At 66.8% G+C, this 20,729-nt stretch carries 17 protein-coding genes; 5 read left to right on the forward strand and 12 right to left on the reverse strand.

The genetic code is table 11. The features are described 5' to 3' along the window. Positions 1–225: 225 nt before the first annotated feature. Positions 226–978, forward strand: a complete 753-nt coding sequence (locus QJR12_RS02875) for an acetyltransferase (RefSeq protein WP_300575981.1) — start codon at positions 226–228, stop codon at positions 976–978. On the opposite strand, the gene QJR12_RS02880 is transcribed toward QJR12_RS02875, so the two are convergent. The 8 genes from QJR12_RS02880 to QJR12_RS02915 all read right to left on the reverse strand — a co-directional run bounded on the left by QJR12_RS02880 (position 913) and on the right by QJR12_RS02915 (position 11,786). Next, the gene (locus QJR12_RS02880; RefSeq protein ID WP_300575983.1) at positions 913–2,160 is read right to left on the reverse strand and encodes an N-acetylmuramoyl-L-alanine amidase; all 1,248 of its coding nucleotides are present in this window, start codon (positions 2,158–2,160) and stop codon (positions 913–915) included. The two genes, QJR12_RS02875 and QJR12_RS02880, sit on opposite strands and share 66 nt — an antisense overlap. A 118-nt stretch (positions 2,161–2,278) precedes the next feature. Further along, positions 2,279–2,620, reverse strand: coding sequence for a thioredoxin (trxA, locus tag QJR12_RS02885; protein ID WP_300575986.1), 342 nt, complete (start codon positions 2,618–2,620; stop codon positions 2,279–2,281). After that, positions 2,617–3,639: a thioredoxin-disulfide reductase gene (gene trxB / locus QJR12_RS02890; RefSeq protein WP_300575987.1), complete on the reverse strand. Its 1,023-nt coding sequence runs from the start codon at positions 3,637–3,639 to the stop codon at positions 2,617–2,619. The genes trxA and trxB overlap by 4 nt, the downstream gene beginning before the upstream one ends. Positions 3,640–3,721: 82 nt before the next feature. Beyond that, on the reverse strand, positions 3,722–4,276 hold the full coding sequence (locus QJR12_RS02895) for a hypothetical protein (protein WP_300575989.1): 555 nt from the start codon (positions 4,274–4,276) through the stop codon (positions 3,722–3,724). A 111-nt stretch (positions 4,277–4,387) separates the two neighbouring features. Next, positions 4,388–4,924: an RNA polymerase sigma factor SigM gene (gene sigM / locus QJR12_RS02900; protein WP_300575991.1), complete on the reverse strand. Its 537-nt coding sequence runs from the start codon at positions 4,922–4,924 to the stop codon at positions 4,388–4,390. A 78-nt stretch (positions 4,925–5,002) separates the two neighbouring features. Beyond that, positions 5,003–8,638: a murein biosynthesis integral membrane protein MurJ gene (murJ, locus tag QJR12_RS02905; protein WP_300575994.1), complete on the reverse strand. Its 3,636-nt coding sequence runs from the start codon at positions 8,636–8,638 to the stop codon at positions 5,003–5,005. Further along, the gene (locus tag QJR12_RS02910) at positions 8,635–11,040 is read right to left on the reverse strand and encodes a hypothetical protein (protein ID WP_300575997.1); all 2,406 of its coding nucleotides are present in this window, start codon (positions 11,038–11,040) and stop codon (positions 8,635–8,637) included. Before QJR12_RS02910 ends, murJ begins: the two co-directional genes overlap by 4 nt. Continuing rightward, positions 11,037–11,786: an NUDIX hydrolase gene (locus QJR12_RS02915; protein WP_300576000.1), complete on the reverse strand. Its 750-nt coding sequence runs from the start codon at positions 11,784–11,786 to the stop codon at positions 11,037–11,039. The genes QJR12_RS02910 and QJR12_RS02915 overlap by 4 nt, the downstream gene beginning before the upstream one ends. A 166-nt stretch (positions 11,787–11,952) precedes the next feature. On the opposite strand from QJR12_RS02915, the gene QJR12_RS02920 reads away from it, so the two are divergent. Together QJR12_RS02920 and QJR12_RS02925 are read left to right on the forward strand one after the other, a co-directional pair. After that, on the forward strand, positions 11,953–13,395 hold the full coding sequence (locus QJR12_RS02920) for a CCA tRNA nucleotidyltransferase (protein WP_300576003.1): 1,443 nt from the start codon (positions 11,953–11,955) through the stop codon (positions 13,393–13,395). 24 nt (positions 13,396–13,419) lie between these two features. Next, positions 13,420–13,938, forward strand: a complete 519-nt coding sequence (locus QJR12_RS02925; RefSeq protein ID WP_300576005.1) for a pullulanase — start codon at positions 13,420–13,422, stop codon at positions 13,936–13,938. Positions 13,939–13,984: 46 nt separating this feature from the next. Here QJR12_RS02925 and QJR12_RS02930 read toward each other — a convergent pair whose 3' ends face one another. Continuing rightward, complete coding sequence (locus tag QJR12_RS02930) at positions 13,985–14,758, reverse strand: TIGR03084 family metal-binding protein (protein ID WP_300576007.1); 774 nt, start codon at positions 14,756–14,758, stop codon at positions 13,985–13,987. A 114-nt stretch (positions 14,759–14,872) separates the two neighbouring features. On the opposite strand from QJR12_RS02930, the gene QJR12_RS02935 reads away from it, so the two are divergent. Continuing rightward, positions 14,873–15,478 (forward strand): YqgE/AlgH family protein, encoded by a 606-nt coding sequence (locus tag QJR12_RS02935; protein WP_300576008.1) that lies wholly within the window; start codon positions 14,873–14,875, stop codon positions 15,476–15,478. An 86-nt stretch (positions 15,479–15,564) separates the two neighbouring features. Here QJR12_RS02935 and QJR12_RS02940 read toward each other — a convergent pair whose 3' ends face one another. Then, positions 15,565–16,422, reverse strand: a complete 858-nt coding sequence (locus QJR12_RS02940; RefSeq protein WP_300576010.1) for an LpqN/LpqT family lipoprotein — start codon at positions 16,420–16,422, stop codon at positions 15,565–15,567. Between the two features lie 175 nt (positions 16,423–16,597). On the opposite strand from QJR12_RS02940, the gene leuS reads away from it, so the two are divergent. Then, on the forward strand, positions 16,598–19,501 hold the full coding sequence (leuS, locus tag QJR12_RS02945; RefSeq protein WP_300576011.1) for a leucine--tRNA ligase: 2,904 nt from the start codon (positions 16,598–16,600) through the stop codon (positions 19,499–19,501). Here leuS and QJR12_RS02950 read toward each other — a convergent pair. Continuing rightward, complete coding sequence (locus QJR12_RS02950) at positions 19,498–20,169, reverse strand: SDR family oxidoreductase (RefSeq protein ID WP_300576013.1); 672 nt, start codon at positions 20,167–20,169, stop codon at positions 19,498–19,500. The two genes, leuS and QJR12_RS02950, sit on opposite strands and share 4 nt — an antisense overlap. Positions 20,170–20,186: 17 nt before the next feature. After that, positions 20,187–20,693: a MarR family transcriptional regulator gene (locus QJR12_RS02955; RefSeq protein WP_300576015.1), complete on the reverse strand. Its 507-nt coding sequence runs from the start codon at positions 20,691–20,693 to the stop codon at positions 20,187–20,189. Between the last annotated feature and the right edge of the window lie 36 nt (positions 20,694–20,729).

A 20,729-nucleotide genomic window follows, 5' to 3' on the forward strand; every position in this document is an offset into this window, starting at 1 on the left:
AACACGCCGACCGAGCTGTACCTCGACTAACCGGAGCTCTGCGCCGACCGGGATCTGGGCGACAGGGTCATCGGGCACCAACTAGCTCGGTGATGGCAAACTCTCTTATCCTGAAAGGGTTGCTAGGGGTGCAGGTCAAGAGTCCAGCTCTTCGGCATACGCACCGAGCCGGCTCGCGAAGGAGCAGGGCCATCAGCACTAGCACGCACGGAGGCCAGCAATCTAGTGTCTGTCCGAATCACACCGTTGCGGCTCGAAGCCTTTGAACAATTGCCCAAGCATGCGCGGCGCTGCGTCTTTTGGGAAGTCGACCCCGCAACCCTCGGCAAAGAGCATCACCTCGCCGATCCCGAGTTCGAAAAGGAGGCCTGGCTGTCGATGGTGATGCTAGAGTGGGGATCTTGCGGTCAGATCGCTACCGCCGTGACGTCCGATGATGACGACAGCGAATCGCCATGCCTCGGGTATGTGCTCTACGCGCCGCCACGTACGGTCCCGCGAGCGCGTCGAATGCCCACCGCGCCGGTGTCGGCCGACGCCATCCTACTGACGTCAATGGGTGTGGAACCTGGACGGGCCGCCGAGGACCTGTCGCAGAGCCTGATCGCCCGGGTGGTCGAGGAGCTGGTCCGCCGGGGGGTGCGAGCATTGGAGGCCTTCGGACGCACACCGGCGACCGTGGAGTTACACAACGTGCCGGCAAGCGACCCGCTCATGCAGCCGGTGGTGGAGACGTTCGGTGACTGCTCGGTCGAGCAGTGCGTCATCGATGCCGAGTTTTTGCGCGACGTCGGCTTTGTCGTCGTCGCGCCCCATCGGTACTTCCCGCGGCTGCGGTTGGAGCTGGACAGGGGCTTAGGGTGGAAAGCCGAAGTCGAGGCCGCTTTGGAGCGATTGCTGCAGAGTGAAGGATTACAGCGCCCGGTTTCGGCCGGCTGTCCGGGGATCGCGGAGTCTTCCCGCTTGTTCCACCTCTAATTCGTGGGCAAGTAGCTCGGCAAAGGTGAAGGTACCGGTGGGTCGGTCGTTTTTGCCGAGCAGGTAAAGTCGTTTGACCGCCGCCAGGATCCCCTCAGCGATCGCGTCTCGGGTTTCGGGCTTGACCAACAACGCCCGGTCGTCGGGGTTGGTGATGTATCCGACGTCGATCTGAACTGTCGGCATCCGGGTCAATCTCAACAAATCCCACGTCCGCCCGTGGGTGCGACAGTCGCATAGCCCGGTACGGGCCACCAGTTCCCGCTGGACGAAGTCCGCTAAATGGCGCCCGATGGTGGACACCGAACCGTGGGAGTTCCCGAAGTAAAACGAGGCCACGCCGTTGGCGGCCGGACTAGGTAGGGCCGCGCAGCGGAGGCTGATCATCAGGTCGGCGCCGACGGCGTTGGCGGTGGCGGCGCGCTCGGCATCCGACGGGCTACGGCTGATCGGCCGGGACAGGAACGTTTCCATGCCGATAGCGGTCATCCTGCCTTCGAGTCGGCTTGCTAAGTCCCACAACACATCCGCTTCGCTAATGGGCCCCGTCGGTCCGTGAGTGATCAGTCCCCGGTCGGTACCGCCGCGGCCGGGGTCGATGATGATGCGCTTACCGGAGAGTTTCGGGCCGGAGCTGCGGACTAACTCTTCCTCACGGATGGCGTGCGGCGAGCCGCCGGTAACCCGTGAACCGAGAAAATACAACGAGCGCAACGTTTCCGGTCCGCAGATACCGTCGGCGTAAAGACCATACTCACGCTGGTAAGCCATCAGGGCGTTGTGGGTCTGCAACCCGAAATACCCGTCGACCAGGCCGGTATAAAAACCCAGTTCCTGCAAGCGGGCCTGCAGGGCGGCGACGTCGTCGCCGTATAGCGGGGCGCCGAACTGGTGGTACAGCGGACGAGCACCCAGCCGGTAGGACGCCTCTTTCAGCGCCCGGTAAGTAGCCTCCCCGACGATCCCGTCGACAAGTAGCCCGCGATCCTGCTGGAAGGCGCGTACCGCCCGGTCAAGCTTCGCGTCGAACACATCGGACGGCACCTGATTTCCCGCGGGGGGGTGGTCAGCCGAGTCATCCAGTAGACCCAACTCAACGAGAGTGCGTCGGATCTCGGCCACCGCGGTGCCGCGGTCGCCACAGCGCAACGCCTCGACGTAGTGGCGGCGGCAACTCGACATGACAAGGACCCTCCGGGAGCCAACTGCCAGCATGGATCACCGTGAGCACGGCTACCGGGTTATTGTCTCAGACGCCGGCCGCTTTTAAACATCGGATCAACAGCGACGATGCCGGAAACTAGACGACGTCGGACAGGTCCCGCAGCAACGCCGCCTTGCCTTTGGCGCCGACGATCCGCTTCACCGGTTGCCCGTCTTTGAACAAGATGAGGGTGGGAATGGAGACCACCTGAAAATTGCGCGCGGTCTCCGGATTGGCATCCACATCGAGTTTAGCGACCGTAAGCCGGTCGGCATTCTCGGCGGCAATCTCCTCCAATACCGGTGCCACCATCCGGCACGGCCCGCACCAAGCTGCCCAAAAGTCGACGAGCACAGGTCGGTTGTTTCCTAATACCTCCGACGCAAAGGTTGCGTCGGAGACTTCCACCGTGGCTCCGGGGTGTTCAGCCTTTGTCATCGTGGGGCTCCAATCAAGGTGTCGGTACTGTCAGCGTCTCCCGTTGACGCGTTTGCCGCGGTTTTCGGAGAGATGTCCGACCCCGCGTGTTCCGCCAGCCATCGCTCGGCGTCGATTGCGGCGGCGCAGCCGCTGCCGGCGGCGGTGACGGCCTGCCGATAAGTTCGGTCCACCAGATCGCCGGCGGCAAACACGCCATCCACCGAAGTGGCGGTGCTGCGTCCCTTTACCAGCACGTAACCGTCCGGGTCGAGGTCGACAATCCCGCGAACCAACTCGGAACGCGGATCGTGGCCGATCGCGATGAAGACCCCGGTCACCGCCAACGTAGACTCCGCGCCGGTGACGGTGTCGCGAATGCGCAGTCCGGACACCGTGGTATCGCCTTCGACGGCGACGACGACGTGGTTGGTGATAAAGCGGATCTTGTCGTTGCCGCGTGCCCGGTTGAGCATGATTTTCGAGGCCCGAAATTCTTCGCGGCGGTGCACGATCGTGACGCTGCGGGCGAACCGGGTGAGAAAAACCGCTTCCTCCATCGCCGAGTCACCGCCGCCGATGACGGCGATGTCCTGGCCGCGAAAAAAGAACCCGTCGCAAGTGGCGCACGAACTCACGCCGCGGCCCAGCAACTCCTGTTCGCCGGGCACATGCAGATACCGTGCGGCGGCGCCCATCGCCAGGATGACGGCCCGCGCCCGGTGGGTTTGTCCGCCGGCAGTGGTGACCGATTTGACCGGACCGTCAAGCGCTGCCGCTACGACGTCCTCCGTCCTCAGGTCGGCGCCGAACCGCAGTGCTTGCTCGCGCATCTGGTCCATCAGCTCCGGTCCGGTGATGCCGTCACGGAAGCCGGGATAGTTCTCCACCTCGGTGGTGGTCATTAGCGCGCCACCGAATGACGTCCCCTCGAACACCAAAGGCGCAAGCTGTGCGCGGGCCGCGTAGAGCGCCGCGGTGTACCCGGCGGGACCGGAACCGATGACGATCACATCATGAACGGGGCTGGTGGCAGTCATACGAACCTTTCGTCAAGCTGGTCCAGCGGGTCTACAAACGTCTACGAACGCCGGGGCGGGCATAGCTTGTTCCCGGTTAACTCTACGGGCGGCGGACGAGGGTGCTGGCCAACACGGCGGTATCGGCCGCGCTGCAGCGTGGCGCCACCGCCAGTACGGCGAGTTCATCGGGCCGGTCCGCGGGCAGCACCAGCACCACACCGGGGTGCCCGTTGATCCGGATCGGCCGGGCGCCCAGCACCCGGGTCGACGAAGAATAGCCGAGGCCGTTCAGGCAGGACACCCGGCGCGGTGCATCGGTGAGCGGACCGTAGTCAGGGCTGTGATCGAGCAGCCCGAAAATCTGGCCGTCGGACAACGGAATCGGGAACGCCCGCGAGGAGACGGTGAGGTGCTGCACGGTGTCGGGGGCGGTGGGCACGGTAACCGGCGCGTCGACAACGCCAACTGTGCCCAGTCCGATCGCAGCGGCGACGGCACCCACACCCGCTGCGGCGGCAATCGTCTTCGCCCGGCAGGTGATCGGGCGGGCTGCGTGGGCGGCGCGGTGCGGGGAGCGGACCGGGGCACCGTCCGCAGACTGCGCTGCCGCCGCGATGCGCGCGTCGACGACCGGATCATGCTCGGCTGCACCCATGCTCCCAGTGTCGGTGATCCCCACAATCACCGCTATCCACACCCGCGAAGTTCCTTTTAAGGACTCCGGTTCGGCGGGGGAGGACGCCGCGGCCCCGAGACGGTGTGCGGGTCAGCCCAACAGCACACCGAGGCGGGCACGTGCCCGCGAGCAGCGGCTTTTGACCGTGCCCTCGGCGACTCCGAGAATCCGGGCGGCGTCAGCGATCGAATAACCTTGCATGTCGACGGCCACCACCGCAGCGCGTTGCTCGCTGGGCAGCCGCATCAGGGCCTGCTGAACCATGATGGCGGTGTCCGCCTGGGCGGTCCGGTCGGCAACCGGATATTCGTCATCGAGGGTGGTCGTCGGGTGGGCCCTGGCGCGGCGCAGCCGGTCCAGGCAGGCATTGACCACGATCCGGTATAACCAACTGCTCACCGCGGCGTCGTGGCGGAAGTGGCCGGCGGACCGGTGGGCCGAGAGCATGGCGTCCTGCAGGGCGTCTTCCGCGTCTTCAGGGTTGCGACTGGTCAGCCGGGCCAGCCGGCGAAGCTGCCGGCGATGACGGTGGAACAGTTCCTGAAAGGCGTAGCGGTCGCCGGCGACGTGGGCGGCCAGCAATTCCGAATCGCTACGCTGCCGGCGAACCTCGCCCCCGAACTCCACGGCCGGACGGTAACCAATCGGTCGTCCGTCGGCACTTCACCCGGTGGATGTGTGCCGGCCTGACCCGACTCCAGGTGGTCAGGACGCCGCGTGCACCACAACATCAGAGATCGCGGTGCGGCTCTTGCCGTCTGTGGTGCCCAGAGTGGAGATCCACACCAGCAGATTCGACGTCGGAGACGAGGCTTTGACCGCAATCCTGTTGTGACCCGGTTGCAGCGCGGTCGGCGGGGTCAATGCCGTGGTGTCCTCAAGTTTGGCCGGTGTGGGTGTCGGTGATGAGCGGATCTGCACCATGGTGCCGGTGCTGGACACATCGATGTCAACGGCGCCGACCATGGTGGGATTGGGCAGCTGGAGCAGTAACCCGACACCGTTTTTGAACCCGGGGAACGGCACCGCGTCGTTATAGATGTCGGTCGACCACGCGGTCGCCGGGTTACCGTCGATCGCCAGCCCCGCCTGGCCGGGGTTGTCGGGGTCGCCCTCGGGGGAGAAGACGGTGACCCGCAGGGGTTTGACGACGCCACCGACCGTCACCGGAGGGGGAGCAGCCGTCGAGGTGGTAGTGGGCGCATTGAGGCCCAGTTGCTCCTTGTCGAGACCACCGCCGACATCGCCGAAGATGCGGCTCAGCACCGACGCCAACGCCAACAGGCCCACCGCGATGATAGCGACGCCGGCCCCGATGCCGGCCATGACGTTGCGGCGGCGGCGGGCAAGCACGTCGTCATCCGGCCCGGCCACCGGCGACAAAACCGCAGCCGCTGGCGCGGGTTCGTCGATCGGCGCCAACACGTCGGTGCGGTCGGCCACCGCGGCCGCCTGCTGAAGCAGGTTCAAAAGCGTTGAGGCGCTGGGTATTCCTCCGTCCTCTTGAACAGCCCGGACGGCGACCGCAGAAATTTGGAACGGGATGTCAGGGTCGATGGTGCTGGGTTCGACCGGCTGGCCGCTGCGGTCGCGCTCGGCCGGAGCCAATCCGCTGCGCACACCGGATTCTGGCAGTGGCCACCGATTGACCAGCAGCGCATAGAGCGCCGCCCCGATGCCGCGGATGTCATCTCGAGGGTGCGCCTCGGGCATGGTCGCGGGGTAGGCCAGTGCGACCTCGCCGGCGACACTGACACGCAACCGGCTGGGGTGGTCGATCGAAAGCGCGACGCCCATGCGGTGGGCCGCCTCAGCGGCCGCGGCCAACGACTGCATCGCCCGGACGGCACCAACCGGGGAGGGCGCAGTGTCGGCTACCTCCTGAAGCGAACCGCCCCGGATCCATTCCGCGACCACCAAGCCGCCGGCACCGAGGCGGATAACGTCAAGCACCCTGGCGATACCCGGTTTGGTGATTCGGCTCAGCCGCAGCGTACGAGACAAGATGCCCTGCAGCTCGTCCCCCGGCAGGGCGCCGTCCGGGTCGACGAACGTCAACGCCACTTGGCGGTCCAGCGCGGTATCCAGGGCTTGCCAGAACTGAAGGGGCGGCGCGCCGCCGTGAAAAACCAGCAACCGATAACGGCCCCCGGCGACGTGGGCCCCGGGAATCAGGTGAAGATCGTCGTGAGCCAGCGCCGATCGCGTGTTCTGGTCGCGAGGCGGATTGTCCGGGATCGGCTCACGCAGCACCTCTTCCGGGAATCGGCCGTCGGGCCCATCGGACCGTGGCTGGGCCGCCGCGGCGGCCTGCGGGGGCGGCGCGGGAATGTCGGGCGGCGGTTCGATCTGCGGCGTGGCGCTCGGTGAGACGCTGTTGGTTGGGCCGTTGCTCACCTCCGGTCCTTTCCCTGTCCCCGCTGCCTGTCCGGGAGACGGACGCCGAATCGGCTCGTGGAGCGAATATCCGTATCCCCCCGGAGTGAAACAATTCCACTGTTCAGGGTACGTGACCGGGTCGCGGCAGGAGGATCGAAACGGCGCGTTTGCGCCGTCATGGGCTGCGGCGTTTCCGGCGGTTGGTGGTGTGCGCGGGGGTTTCACCCAGCGGTGGGGTGGCAGTGTCCGGCGTTTCCCCGCCAGCGTGCCGCTAAACCACCGGCCGAGGGCGTCCAGGGCAGCCCGAGCCTCGGGGATCCGGGCGCGCAGCATGACCACCGCCATGATGGGCAGCATGACCACCGTGAACACCAGCAGCCGCAGCAGCGACCCGATGCCCCCGGCGTGGATGGTCAAGGCGGGTAAGCCAAGCAGCCAATCCAGCACTCGGGCGATCAGACCCGCAAGCAACGATGCGGCCACGGTTACCAGGACCGTGCGCACCTCCCGGACACCGACGAGGTGGCCGCCTCCCGGCAGCAGTGTGCGCCGCAGCAGGTAGTAGCCGACGATCGCGCCCGCCAGGAATCCGAGACCGTTAGCCAGCCCCAGATACCCGGCAACCAGTTCGCGATCATCGGTAAGGTGCGGCGCCAGCACCGAGGCGATGACTTTGACCGTGGTGATGACGACGATCACCGCGATCGGTGTCCAGGGCTGTTCGCGCGCGTAGAAAACCCGCAGCTCCAGCAGCACCAGAGCGTACGGGATCAACGTGAAAGCGGACAACGAGATGGCCGCGCCCAAGTAGCCGGCGTCGACTTCACCGAAACGGCCGTAGGCGAATAGTGCGCTGCCGATCGCCGGCCCGCCGACGGTCATTACCGCTATGGTCGGGATCAGGGTGAGCATGGTCAGTCGGGTGGCCAACGACAGGTCGGCGAGGACGGCCGGGATATCGTCGGCGGCGGCGTTACGGCTCAACCGTGGCATCACCACCGTCAATACCGTCACCCCGATCATGCCGAAGGGAAGCATCAACACCAGCCAGGTGTAGTTGTAGATCGCGGGGCCGGAAGCCGCTGCCGCGCTGGCGATTTGGTTCGCGACAACCAGGCCGAGCTGGCTGATCAGCACATAGAGCACCATCGCCGCCGCCATCGCGCCGAACCGTTTGAGCCGTTGATCGATGCCCCACAACGGGCGCAGACTAATGCGTTCACGGCGGATCGCCCCCAGCAGCGCCGCCGTTTGGGCACACACCCCGAGGGTGGTGCCGACGCCCAGCACCAGCAGTTTCGCGTTGCCCATCCGAACCGGGTCGACCGAAAGCTCGCCGGGCACCGCCAGGTACGCACCCAGCGCGGCGATTGCGACGACGTTGTTGACGACCGGCGCCCAGGCCGGCGGCCCGAACACGTTGCGCGTGTTGAGAATCGCCATGAACACCGACGAAAGCCCGTAGAAAATCACCTGCGGCAGCAGCAAGTAGGCGAACGCGGTGGTCAAGGGGGCATTGACCCGGGGATTGTGCCCCAGCATGAGGCGCACCAGCAGGGGAGCGGCCAGCACCGCTACCACGGTCGTCACCACAAGCAGGCTGGTAGCCAGCGTGACCAGGCGCCGGACAAACGATTCACCCCGATCGGGGTCGTCCTGCTCGGCCCGAGCCAGCACCGGCACGAAGATCGCGGTGAACGTCGCCTCGAGCACCAGCGCGGCGATCAAGTTCGGGAGCTGGTTGGCCACCGAGAACGCGCTGGCGAGCGCCGCGCCCAGAATAGCGGCCAGCAACACGATCCGGATGAATCCGGTGATCCGGCTGATCAACGTGGCGAATGCCACTTCCCAGGACCGCGAAACCAGCGCGGCATCGGTGAGTTCCGGCCGGCGACCCGATTGTGGAGATCCTCGCCGGGGCGGGGGCTGGGCCGGCGGCAAGGACCGCCTGGCGGGATTCATGCTCGGTACTCTTCGTTGCCGCCGCGGTCGCCCTCGTTGTGCGGGCCGGGGTGCCTCGCCGACACGGGTTCTGGCCGATCCAGATCGGCAGGGTCGGGTTGGCCGCGGAACCAATGCCAAAGCCGGCGCCCGGCCAGGGTTATCAGCACCGCCGCCGCAGTCAGGGTGATCGCGAACAACACCTTGCCGTAGGCGTTAGAGTGCACCGATAACCGCACCGGTGTTCCCAGGGGTAAACCGTCTGGAGTGCGCAGTGCTGCGTCGACGGCGAAACGCTGGGTGAAGTGGACTTCGACGGGCACCCGCAGTGGCAGATAACCGGGGGGCAATTCGACGGTGCCAATGTCGGTGACGACCATACCGGGCGGAGCGTTGACGTGCAGCCGCACCTGGATCGGAACGGCCAAGCCGTTATGCAACGCCAGCGGGAGCGGGCTGTGTTCGGTGGCCAGGGTGTATGACCCGCCGGGATTGACGATGGTTACCGCGGCGAACAAGTCGTTGATGGTGTTGCCCACGATCCGCAACCGCTGGTGAGCCAGTCCGTTGCGGGTGGCGGGCCGCTCGGACTGGCTTAGGGCCCGCAGCATGTCCTCGCGCAGTGGCGCGGTGTACTGCATACCGGTCAACCCGGTGCGGGCGTCGGTGCTCAACGCAGAGGTGAGCCCCCACAGCCGACCTACCTGACCGGCGATCTGGGCGACGACGTCGTCATCGAAACGGCCGCGAATGCCGGCGGGAGGGTCTAGGGGCTGGGGCTCGGCGACGGCAGCGGCGTCGGCGATCAGCGCCGGCAGCGACCGCGGTACCGCCAGGCCCGCGTGAATGGCGGTGGCCAGGGTGGTCAGGATGGCGTGCGCGTCTTCGGCGTGCAGGCTCCAGCACGCCGGCGGCACCAGAACCTGGGTGCGTGGTGCGACGTCGGGCTGCAAGCTGCGCCACAGCATGGAACCCAAAGCATCCTGACGGCGGGCGGTGCCCGAATCGTGCCTGAGTCGAGCGGCCCACGAGGCATCCCGGTAGGTGGGCACCACCGGCTCGGCACCCACCGCCGCCAGTGCGGCACCCACCGCCGGGTCAAACGGTGCGGTAACTATCTGCGCAGATACCCGGCGTGGCCGGACATTGGCCACGGCGGGCCCGCCGGCCTCCGAGTCGCGCCCGATAAGCTCGGCGGGCGCGATAACCACCGTGTCGCCGTTGGCGCCGAGCAGCTCGACGGCACGAGCGGTTAGCGAGCTGTCCGGGATCAAGGTGGCGCCCCTGATAGACCTGACGCCAAGGATTTGGTCGACAATGTCGCCGGCACCCCGGGTGGCGATCTCGTTGAGCCCGGGGTCGCCGACGCGTTGCAAGGCGTCCAGGTCGACCTGCGCGTAGGGGGTCGCCACCACACACACCCGGCGCGCCAGGGCACGTAACCGGTCCAGCCAGAGCACCGCGGTAGCCTGCCCACTCCCCGGGTGTGTCGGGGTCCCCGGTTGTTGGTCGTTGCCGGCTGATGAGTTGGAAACGACGTAGCCGCCGGTCATCGCATTGACGGTGACCAGCAGGTCTGGGTCGACGGCTAGGCACAGCGCGCGGCTGACCTCGCCGCCAGGATCGACGTCACGGCTGGTGGCGAACTCGACTGCGGAGAGCATGATGTCCAGCCGACCGCCCGGGGCCAGTGACGTGGCCAGATCGTCGTCCACCAGCCGGACGGGTACGGTGCCACCGGGCACGCCCGGAGACAACCGGGGTCGGTCGGCCAGCGGCCACAGCATGGTGATCTGCACCGGTTTCGAGGTGTCCGGGGCAACCACCGAGGCCAGCGTGTTGGCAGACGTGTCCGCCGGGTAAGGCGGCACCCCGATTACCGGCAGCAGCAGCCGGGCGTCATCGAGGCGGGCCGGTGCGCCGTAGTCGGGTGTGCCGTTGACGTTTACCAGCAGTGGGTAAATACCGGGCTGCTCGATGCCCAATGCCGGTGTCGTTAACGAGTGCACCGGGGCAGCGAGGGTGAAGGCGACGTCGTGGCCACGTTGCAGGTCGGCCGCCACCGTGACGAAGTCGGTCACCGGCTGGTATTGATCGGTGCCGCCGTCGAGAACGGTGTGCAGGCCCGCCGATGAGGTGACAGCCGCTGCACGTTCGAGACGCACCATCACATCCCGGACCGGGCGGTCCCCGACGTTACTCACGGTTCCGGTGAGAGTGACGACGGCCTCGCTGGTGGTGGTGATCACGTCGGGAGAGACATGGTCGACACGGACAACAACAAACGGCGTTGTGCCGGGTTCGCCCGCCAAGGCGGGTGGAGCGGCCGCGGGAAGGGCGAGCAAGGCCCCCAAACCGGCTCCGATGCCGGCCACCACGGCGAGGCGCACGACGGCTGCCCGCCGAAGCCGCTGGGTAATCACGGGCTGGGACCGCGACGACTCTTTCGGCCCGGTGCGGTAAGCCCCAGGTATTGGCGGCTGCGCGAATGCGTCTGCGGGCGTCGCCGCGGTGTGCTGGGCGGCAGCGGCGGCAAGGCGGCCGGGCCGTAAGTTTGCAACTTGTCGATCAGCTCATCGGCCACTTCGGCCAGTCGGCGTTCGTCGGCGTACGCCAGTCGAGAAGGCAGTTCCTCGAGCGGCACCCACGCCACCTCGGCCACCTCGAGGTCCTCTTCGCAGAGCTCTCCGCCGGAGCACTGCATCAGGTAATGGTGCACGGTCTTGTGCACCCGCCGCCCATTGGTGACGAACCAATAATCGATGCGCCCCAAGGCGGCCAACACGCGGCCTCGGATCCCGGTCTCCTCGGCCACCTCGCGAATAGCCGTTTGCTCAGCGGTTTCACCGACTTCAATGTGCCCCTTGGGCAGCGACCACAGCATCCGGCCCCGGCGGTCGACACGGCCGATCACGACCGCGAGCTGCTCCTTACGCGGTCGGTCGATGCCGTCGACCACCAGCCCACCGGCTGAGATTTCGTGCAGCGTGCGCAACCGCTCAGGGCCACGGGAGAATCTCCGGGCGCGACGTTTTTGCGCTTTGCCGGTCACCTCGGTGACACCGCCGGCCGTTTGGCTGTCGACCCGGCTGGCGGTTGCATCGCCAGCGCGGCGACGGCGACGGCGACTGCGGCGCCGACGCGGTTGGGCTTTTTCGCCGTCCGACACCCAAGCGATAGTAGCTGGCATCGGGGCGGTGTCATCGGCGCACTCGCCGGAATCGTGGCGCGAACGCACCGGCAAGGCGCCCGGTCACGAGCGACCGGGATTGGCGGGTGATCCTCTTTTCCGGCCGTGGGCGGCGGACATCGACGCACGACTACGCTGATCGGACGTGTCCGAAACCGCCCAGCATGCCGACCTGCTGACAACCGCTGCGGTTGCGTTGAATCGGCACGTCAAACTCCTGGGCGAAGTGGGCACGTTATTCGCTGCCGCGGGACACGAGCTCTACCTAATCGGCGGGTCGGTGCGAGACGCATTGCTCGACCGGTTGAGCCCCGACCTTGACTTCGCCACCGACGCCCGCCCGGCAGACGTGCAGCAGATCGTCAGGGCGTGGGCGGATGCGTTGTGGGACACCGGTATCGAGTTCGGGACGGTCGGCGTGGCCAAAGGGGATCACCGGCTGGAATTCACCACGTTCCGCGCGGATCGCTACGACCAGGTATCGCGTCACCCGGAGGTGTTTTTCGGCGATCGACTCGATGACGACCTGATGCGTCGCGACTTTACCGTGAATGCGATGGCGGTGCGGATCACGCCGAAGGGGCCAGGCGAATTCCTGGACCCGTTGGGCGGTTTGGCCGCTTTGCGGGCCCGTGTGCTGGACACCCCGACGGCGCCGGCGGTGTCCTTCGGTGATGACCCGTTGCGCATGCTGCGGGCTGCGCGGTTCGTCTCGCAGCTCGGGTTCACCGTCGCCCCGCGGGTCCGGGCGGCGATCAAAGAGATGGCACCGCAGCTGGCCCGGGTCAGCCCCGAGCGGGTGGCCGCCGAACTGGACAAGCTGCTGCTCGGCGCCGACCCGGTCGCGGGCATCGATCTGATGGTGCAGACCGGGCTGGGCGAGGTGGTGCTACCGGAGGTGGGGGGCATGCGGATGGCCATCGATGAACACCATCAGCACAAAGACGTGTACCAGCATTCGCTGACCGTGCTGCGGCAGGCAATCGACCTGGAGGACGAGGGCCCCGATCTGGTATTGCGGTGGGCGGCGTTGCTGCACGACATCGGTAAGCCGGCCACCCGCCGCCTGGAGCCCGACGGTGGTGTCAGCTTTCACCATCACGAAGTGGTTGGCGCCAAAATGGCGCGAAAACGGTTGCGGGCGTTGAAGTATTCCAAACAAATGGTCGACGACGTCTCGCAACTGGTGTACCTGCACCTGCGTTTTCACGGTTATGGCGAGGGCAGGTGGACCGACTCGGCGGTACGCCGCTATGTCACCGATGCGGGGCCGCTGCTGCCTCGGCTGCACAAGCTGGTGCGCGCGGATTGCACTACCCGCAACGCGCGCCGGGCCGCGCGACTGCAGGCCAGCTACGACGAGCTAGAAGCCCGCATCGCGGCCCTGGCCGCCCGCGAGGACCTCGAGCGGATACGTCCCGACCTGGACGGTAACCAAATCATGGAGATCCTCGGTATCCCGCCCGGTCCTCAGGTGGGCGAGGCATGGCGCTATCTCAAGGAGTTGCGTCTGGACCGCGGGCCGCTCAGCCGCGAGGAGGCGACCGCCGAGCTGCTGGCCTGGTGGCGCTCGCGCGGGAACCGGTAGCGGTCACCCGGCGTCAGAACGGTCATGGAGTACTGCCTGGGTGACGGCGGCGGAACCGCGAGGATATGGGAGGGGCAACCCGACCTCGATCTCGACGGTGACGGCCGGCTCGATGCGATTGGCCTGGATTTCGATGGCGACGGCACGCGTGACGATGCGCTGGCCGATTTAGACGGCGACGGAGTCGCCGATCACGCCGTGCTCGACCTCGACAATGACGGCACCCCGGAGGCGTACTTCACCGACGACGGGTCCGGGACGTGGAAGGTTGCGGTGGACCGGGGTGGGCAGGTGCGCTGGTTCGGCCTCGACGGTGTCGAGCACAACGGCGCGCCGCTGGTCGACTTCGACGCCGACGGGCGCGCCGATGACCGCCTGCTCGACAACGACGGCGACGGCACCGCCGACCGTGTGCTGCTGGCCAATGACGCCGGCGTTTTCGACACCGCGTATGTGGATATCGACGGTGATGGACGGTGGGACGTCAAGCTCAAAGACGGCGACGGCGACGGCACCGCCGACAGCGCCGCCGCTTTGAACTAGCCTTCGCTGCCTCCAAGGGTGCCCTGGCTCTCTTCGCGCACGGTGCTCATCGACCGGGGCCGGGTGGGCCGGCGAAGGCCTGAGCGATACCCACCCAGCGTCGCGCATCGGTACCGTCGGCGGTGATATCGAGTGTGTTCAGCGGTCGGCGCTGGGTGACCAGATAGCAAAAGTCCTCGGCGGAGCCGGTCACCCGTTGGACCGCCGCCGGCGGGCCCCAGGACCACACAGCGCCATCGGGAGCACGCAGTTCCACGAAAAACGGCTCAGCCGGTGGGGCCAGGCCGTTAATGGCGAACGCGTAATCGCGGGTGCGCACGCCGAGATGCGCGATCGGGCGCAGCCGCACGGTAGCGGGCTTTGTGACGCCGAGGGCATCGGCCACATCAAGACCGTGAGCCCAGGTTTCCATGAGCCGCGCGCTGGCCATCGAAGCCACACCCATCGGGGGACCGAACCACGGCAGCCTACGACCCTCGGGTGCGATCAGAAGTGCCTCCTGCAGCCGTGTCCGGGTGTGCCGCCAGTCGGTGAGCAGCCGGGCCGGGGGTGTTGCCGCGGCTTCGGCGGCGGCGGCGTCGATGAACCCGGTGGGGTTGGCCGATGCGGCTGCCCGCAGATCCGCGAAGCGAGCTTCGTCGGTGAGCGCGGTGAGCACGACTCGATCGGTCCACAACAGGTGCCCGATCTGATGAGCGATCGTCCACCCCGGTGCGGGCGTGGGCTCGGACCAGCGACCGGCGGCTAATGGTGCGACCAGTGCGTCAAGCGCGTCACTCTCGGCCCGTAGATCAGCCACGATCGAAGCGAGATGGGCCACACCTGCACCCTACTCGTGGCCCGCCGATCCCCTGGCCGGCGGCGGTTGGATAGGCGGTGCACGGCGACCGCGCGTGCTCGCCACCGGAGTGTTGTGGGATGTCATGATGGTGGAGTGGTGCCGCCCGAAGATCCCGAAGACTACGTCGCACCCGCTGCGCATCGAGTGCGAGCCGGGACGCTGCTGCTGGCCAGCACCGACCTGCTGGAGCCGACATTTCGTCGCACCGTGATCTACATCATTGAACACAACGAGGGCGGCACGTTAGGTGTGGTGCTGAACCGGCCCAGCGAAACCGCCGTCTACAACGTGCTGCCGAAGTGGGCCCGCCTGGCGGCCAAACCGAAAACCGTGTTCATCGGGGGGCCCGTCAAAAATGATGCGGCGTTGTGCCTGGCGACATTGCGGGTGGGCGCCGATCTGCAGTCCAGCCCGGCCCTGCGGCACGTGTCCGGACGGATCGCGATGGTCGACCTGGAGGCCGACCCGGAAACGATCGCACCGCTGGTGGAAGGGATCCGCATCTTCGCTGGCTATTCCGGCTGGACCACCGGTCAACTCGAAAACGAAATCGAGCGCGACGATTGGATCGTGTTGTCGGCGTTGCCATCCGACGTTCTGGCCGGACCCGGAGCCGACTTATGGGGGCGGGCGCTGCGACGCCAGCCGTTGCCCTTGTCGTTGCTCGCCACGCATCCGATTGATGTCAGCCGGAACTGATGACACCGAAAACCGCCGTGATGCCTACGGCGGTTTTCGGCCGGTGCGATGGGTGCACGCGTCAACCCGTGACGGCGCAAAGTGCATCACCGGCCGGCCGGTGACACCGGTGGCGCAGTCGTGGGGGACGACACGGTGACCCGAAACCCGTTAACGATGGCGTCGGTGGCCGGCGCCTCGGCGACGGCTTGGGCGACGTCGGTGGACACCGCCAGCGACACCAGGTAGTGCTCCGGCCCGGTGCTGGCGATCACATGACGTCGTGAGGTGTTCAGGGTCAGGTCATTTTGGCGATAGGTGCCCTCGATGATCGACGACGGGAAACCCCCGAAATCGGCCATTGAGGCACGGGTTGTTTTCCAGGCGGGCAGCTGCTGGCTGTCGACGTAGCCGTGGGCGATGGCCTGGCGGGCGTCGAAGTCGCCGACCAGTTTGTACACCACCACCTGGGCGTTGGACGTGTAGAGGCTCCGACCGGGTCGATTGGCGATCACCACGAACGCGTCGGGCACATTTGGATCAGGTACCGGCGCCCAGCCAGTGGGCATCGGCACGGTGATGTCGAGAGCTTTGAGGGTTTGGGGAGTTTGGGGTTCTAATTTGATCCCCTTGGCCTGCAGGTAATCTCGTAGCGTCTCAGAGCCGGCGGGAACCGGTGGCGCCGCGGTCCCAGCGGATGGCCCTGGCGGTGCGGGGGGTATCGGCGACAAGAACGGGTGGGGCATCGCCGAGGGCATCGCGCCGGACCTGCCGGTGCCGACCATTTCGGGACTGGCCGCTGCGGTCGGGGTGACCGTCGTCGGCGTGGGGTTCGACGGCGACGGCAGCGTGGGCTCCGCGGCTGCCGTGGTGGCCGCGCCAGCGGTGATACCGGCTATCCCGAGAGTGAGGCCCCCGGCCAATACTGCTGCCGCTACCCGCCGGCTGCGGGCAAGCTCAACCATGTGCGATGGTCCTTCCCCGACGGCCCTGGTCGTCAGAGGCTGACTGTAACCACCGCTGGGCGGTGACCGCCAGGCCTGGTATCGAGCTGGGACGAAGCTCTGACCGGTCCGCAACGCAACCGAGATCAACGCGTGCGCCGCGGGTCAGGAGACGCTGCCCTTATACCCTGTTGACGTGACCGAATCCAGGACCGCCGCGCCCGGACACCACCCGGGGGCGCCCGACGCGGACTCCGGCGTGCCGCGGTATCGATACACCGCGGAGTTGGCCGGCCGTATCGAACGGGCCTGGCAGGACACCTGGGCGCGGTTAGGGACCTTCAACGTGCCCAATCCGGTTGGCTCACTGGCTCCGGCGGACGGCTCACCGGTGCCCCGGGACAAGCTGTTCGTGCAGGACATGTTCCCGTATCCGTCCGGCGAGGGCCTTCACGTGGGGCACCCCCTGGGCTACATTGCCACCGACGTCTATGCTCGGTATCACCGGATGCGTGGTCGTAACGTCCTGCACGCGTTGGGATTTGATGCATTTGGGTTGCCTGCCGAGCAATACGCGGTGCAGACCGGCACTCACCCGCGCGCCAGGACCGAAGCCAACATCGTTAACTTCCGGCGCCAGCTGGGCCGGCTGGGTTTCGGCCACGACAGCCGGCGCAGCTTCGCGACCACCGATGTCGAGTTCTACAAGTGGACGCAGTGGATCTTCCTGCAGATCTACAATGCCTGGTTTGACACCACGACCAACAAGGCGCGGCCGATCAGCGAGCTTGTCGCCGAACTCGACGCGGGCATACGCCGTCTGGACGATGGCCGGGACTGGGGCACGTTGTCGGCCGGCGAGCGGGCAGATGTGATCGACGGATACCGACTGGTCTACCGGGCCGATGCGTGGGTGAACTGGTGCCCCGGCCTCGGCACCGTTCTGGCCAACGAAGAGGTCACCGCTGACGGGCGCAGCGACCGCGGAAACTTCCCGGTGTTCCGCAAACGGTTGCGGCAGTGGATGATGCGCATCACCGCTTACGCCGATCGACTGCTCGACGACCTCGAACTGCTGGACTGGCCGGAGAAGGTCAAGACCATGCAGCGCAACTGGATCGGCCGCTCCAGCGGCGCGTCGGCGCTGTTCTCGGCGATTACCGCTGACGGTGAGGCCGTCGACATCGAGGTGTTCACCACCCGCCCCGACACCCTGTTCGGCGCCACCTATTTGGTGCTGGCCCCCGAGCATGATCTGGTCGACCGGCTGGTGGCGACGTCCTGGCCGGACGGGGTTGACCCGCGGTGGACCTTCGGCGCACCCTCCCCCGCGGCGGCCGTCGCGGCCTATCGTCGCGCGATCGCCGCGAAATCAGACTTGGAGCGCCAGGAATACAAGGAGAAGACCGGCGTCTTTTTGGGCAGCTACGCGAGCAACCCGGTCAACGGCGCCCCGGTGCCGATTTTCATTGCCGACTATGTGCTGCTGGGCTACGGCACCGGGGCGATCATGGCGGTCCCCGGTCACGATCAGCGTGACTGGGAGTTCGCCCGCGAGTTCGGCCTACCGGTCATCGAAGTCATTGCCGGCGGGGACATTTCACAAGCTGCGTATACCGGTGACGGCGTGCTGGTGAACTCGGGTTACCTCGACGGCATGGACGTGGCCGCGGCCAAACAGGCCGTCATCGCCCGTTTGGAAGCCGACGGCCGCGGCCGGGCCCGTGTTGAGTACAAGTTGCGAGACTGGCTTTTTGCCAGGCAACGGTATTGGGGTGAGCCGTTCCCGATCGTCTACGACAGTGACGGACGTCCGCACCCGCTGCCGGAGTCGGCGCTGCCCGTTGAGCTACCGGACGTGACGGACTACCAGCCGGTCCTGTTCGATCCGGAGGACGCCGACAGCGAGCCGTCGCCACCGCTGGCCAAGGCGACCGAATGGGTGCATGTCGAGCTGGACCTGGGCGACGGGTTGAAGCCCTACACCCGTGACACCAACGTGATGCCGCAGTGGGCGGGAAGTTCTTGGTATGAACTTCGTTACACCGATCCGCACAACTCGGAGCGGTTCTGTGCCAAGGAAAACGAAGCCTACTGGATGGGCCCACGGCCGGCAGAGCACGGTCCGGACGATCCCGGAGGCGTCGACCTGTACGTCGGTGGCGTGGAACACGCCGTGCTGCACTTGTTGTATTCGAGGTTCTGGCACAAGGTCCTGTATGACTTAGGCCATGTCAGCTCCCGCGAGCCCTACCGCCGGCTGGTCAACCAGGGCTACATCCAGGCCTTCGCTTACACCGACGCCCGCGGCTCCTACGTCCCGGCCGAAAAAGTGATCGAGCGGGACGGCAAGTTCATCTACCCCGGACCGGACGGCGAGATCGAAGTCTTCCAAGAATTCGGCAAAATCGGTAAAAGCCTGAAGAATTCGGTGTCCCCGGACGAGATTTGCGACAACTACGGCGCGGACACCCTGCGGGTCTATGAGATGTTCATGGGGCCGTTGGAAGCCTCGAGGCCGTGGGCCACCAAAGACGTCGTCGGTGCATACCGCTTTTTGCAACGAGTGTGGCGGCTGGTGGTCGATGAGTGCACCGGGGAAACCCGGGTCGTCGATCACGCCGAGTTAGATGAGGCCACGCTGCGGCTGCTGCACCGCACCATCGCCGGTGTCTCCGACGATTACGCGGCGCTGCGCAACAACACTGCGGTAGCCAAGCTGATCGAATACACCAACCATCTCACCAAAGAGCATCGCGACTCGGTACCCCGCGCAGCGGTGGAGCCGCTGGTGCTGATGCTGGCCCCGCTCGCCCCGCATCTGGCCGAGGAGCTGTGGCAACGGCTGGGTCACAGCACCTCGCTGGCCCACGGTCCGTTCCCGGTCGCCGATCCCGCCTACCTGGTCGAAGACACCGTTGAATACCCGGTGCAGGTCAATGGCAAGGTACGCGGGCGCATCACGGTGGCCGCCGGCGCCGACGCCGAGACCATGCGAACCGCGGCTCTAGCCGATGAGAAAGTGCAGGCGTTCCTGGGCGGTGCTACCCCCAAGAAGGTGATCGTGGTGCCCGGCCGACTGGTCAACCTGGTTGTCTAGTGTCCGCGGGGGCGGATCACGACCTCGTGAACATGGCCATCGGGGGGCGTGTTCAACACCTCGGCGACAATCCCGGCGATGGTGTCCGGCCGCAAAAAGTCGGCCGGGTCGTAGTGCCCGCCCTCGAAAGCGACCAATTCCCGCTGCATGTCGGTATCGGTGCGGCCGGGGTACACGGTAGTCACCCGCAGCGCCGGCTCGTCTTGGCGCAGCGAATCCGCGAACGCACGCAACGCAAACTTGCTGGCCGAATACGAGGCCATGCCCGGCGAAACCCTAAGTCCCGACCCGGAGTTGATGAACACCACGTGGCCGTGGGCGCGCCGCAATGCCGGTAGCAGCGCCAGGGTGAGCGCGACCGCACCGAAGACATTTGCATCGAAGGTGGCGCGCCAGTCGGTGATGTTCGACTCACCGACATGTCCGGGGATCGACACCCCGGCGTTGTGCACCAGCACGTCAAGCTCGGCCAGATCCCCGGCACGGGCGGAGATCGCGTCGGTGTCGGTCAAATCGAGCGGCCAACTGGTGGCCCCAAGGCCACCGGCGACCGCCTCAAGTCGGGCCGAGGGGCGCGCCGCCAACAGCAGCGTGTGGGTGGGCGCAAGGGCGGTGGCGATCGCCGCGCCGATTCCTCGGCTCGCGCCGGTGATAAGGGCTGTTGGCATGTGGCAATGGGGGGTTCTCACGCCCGCTGGGGTTCGGGGGAAACGTCCGCTGCGCCAGCCACCGGATCCCCGGAGGCCAGCCGCTCCAGCGGCCCCAGCGCCTTGGCCAAGATTTCCCGGTCGGACTCGGAGAGCTGGCTCAGCATCGCCGCCAGAACGGCTCGGCGGCGGGCCAGCCCCTCGCTGTGGACCGCCCGCCCGCGCGGGGTGATGTCGACCAGTACGGCACGCAGATCGGCGGGATCCCGCGACCGTTTCACCAGCCCGAGCTTCTCTAACCGGCGGATCGCCACCGTGGTGGTGGGGGTGCGGACCCGTTCGTGCGCGGCCAGGTCGGTCATCCGCATCGGACCCTGATCGAGCAGGGTGACTAGGATCGACAGCTGCGCGAGAGTCAGCTCACCGGCGACGGCGGCGCCGGTGGGGTCACCACGGCGCAGCAGGGAAAACAGTTTGGACAGCGCGCGGTGCAGCCCCTCCGCCAACTGCGTCACCCCGGGCGCGGTCGTTCCCCTGTCCGACATGATTTGCCAGTCTAACGTAACCGGCCGGCGGGAACT

The sequence above is a fragment of the Mycobacterium sp. genome, assembly GCF_029961025.1.
Taxonomy (GTDB): Bacteria; Actinomycetota; Actinomycetes; order Mycobacteriales; family Mycobacteriaceae; genus Mycobacterium.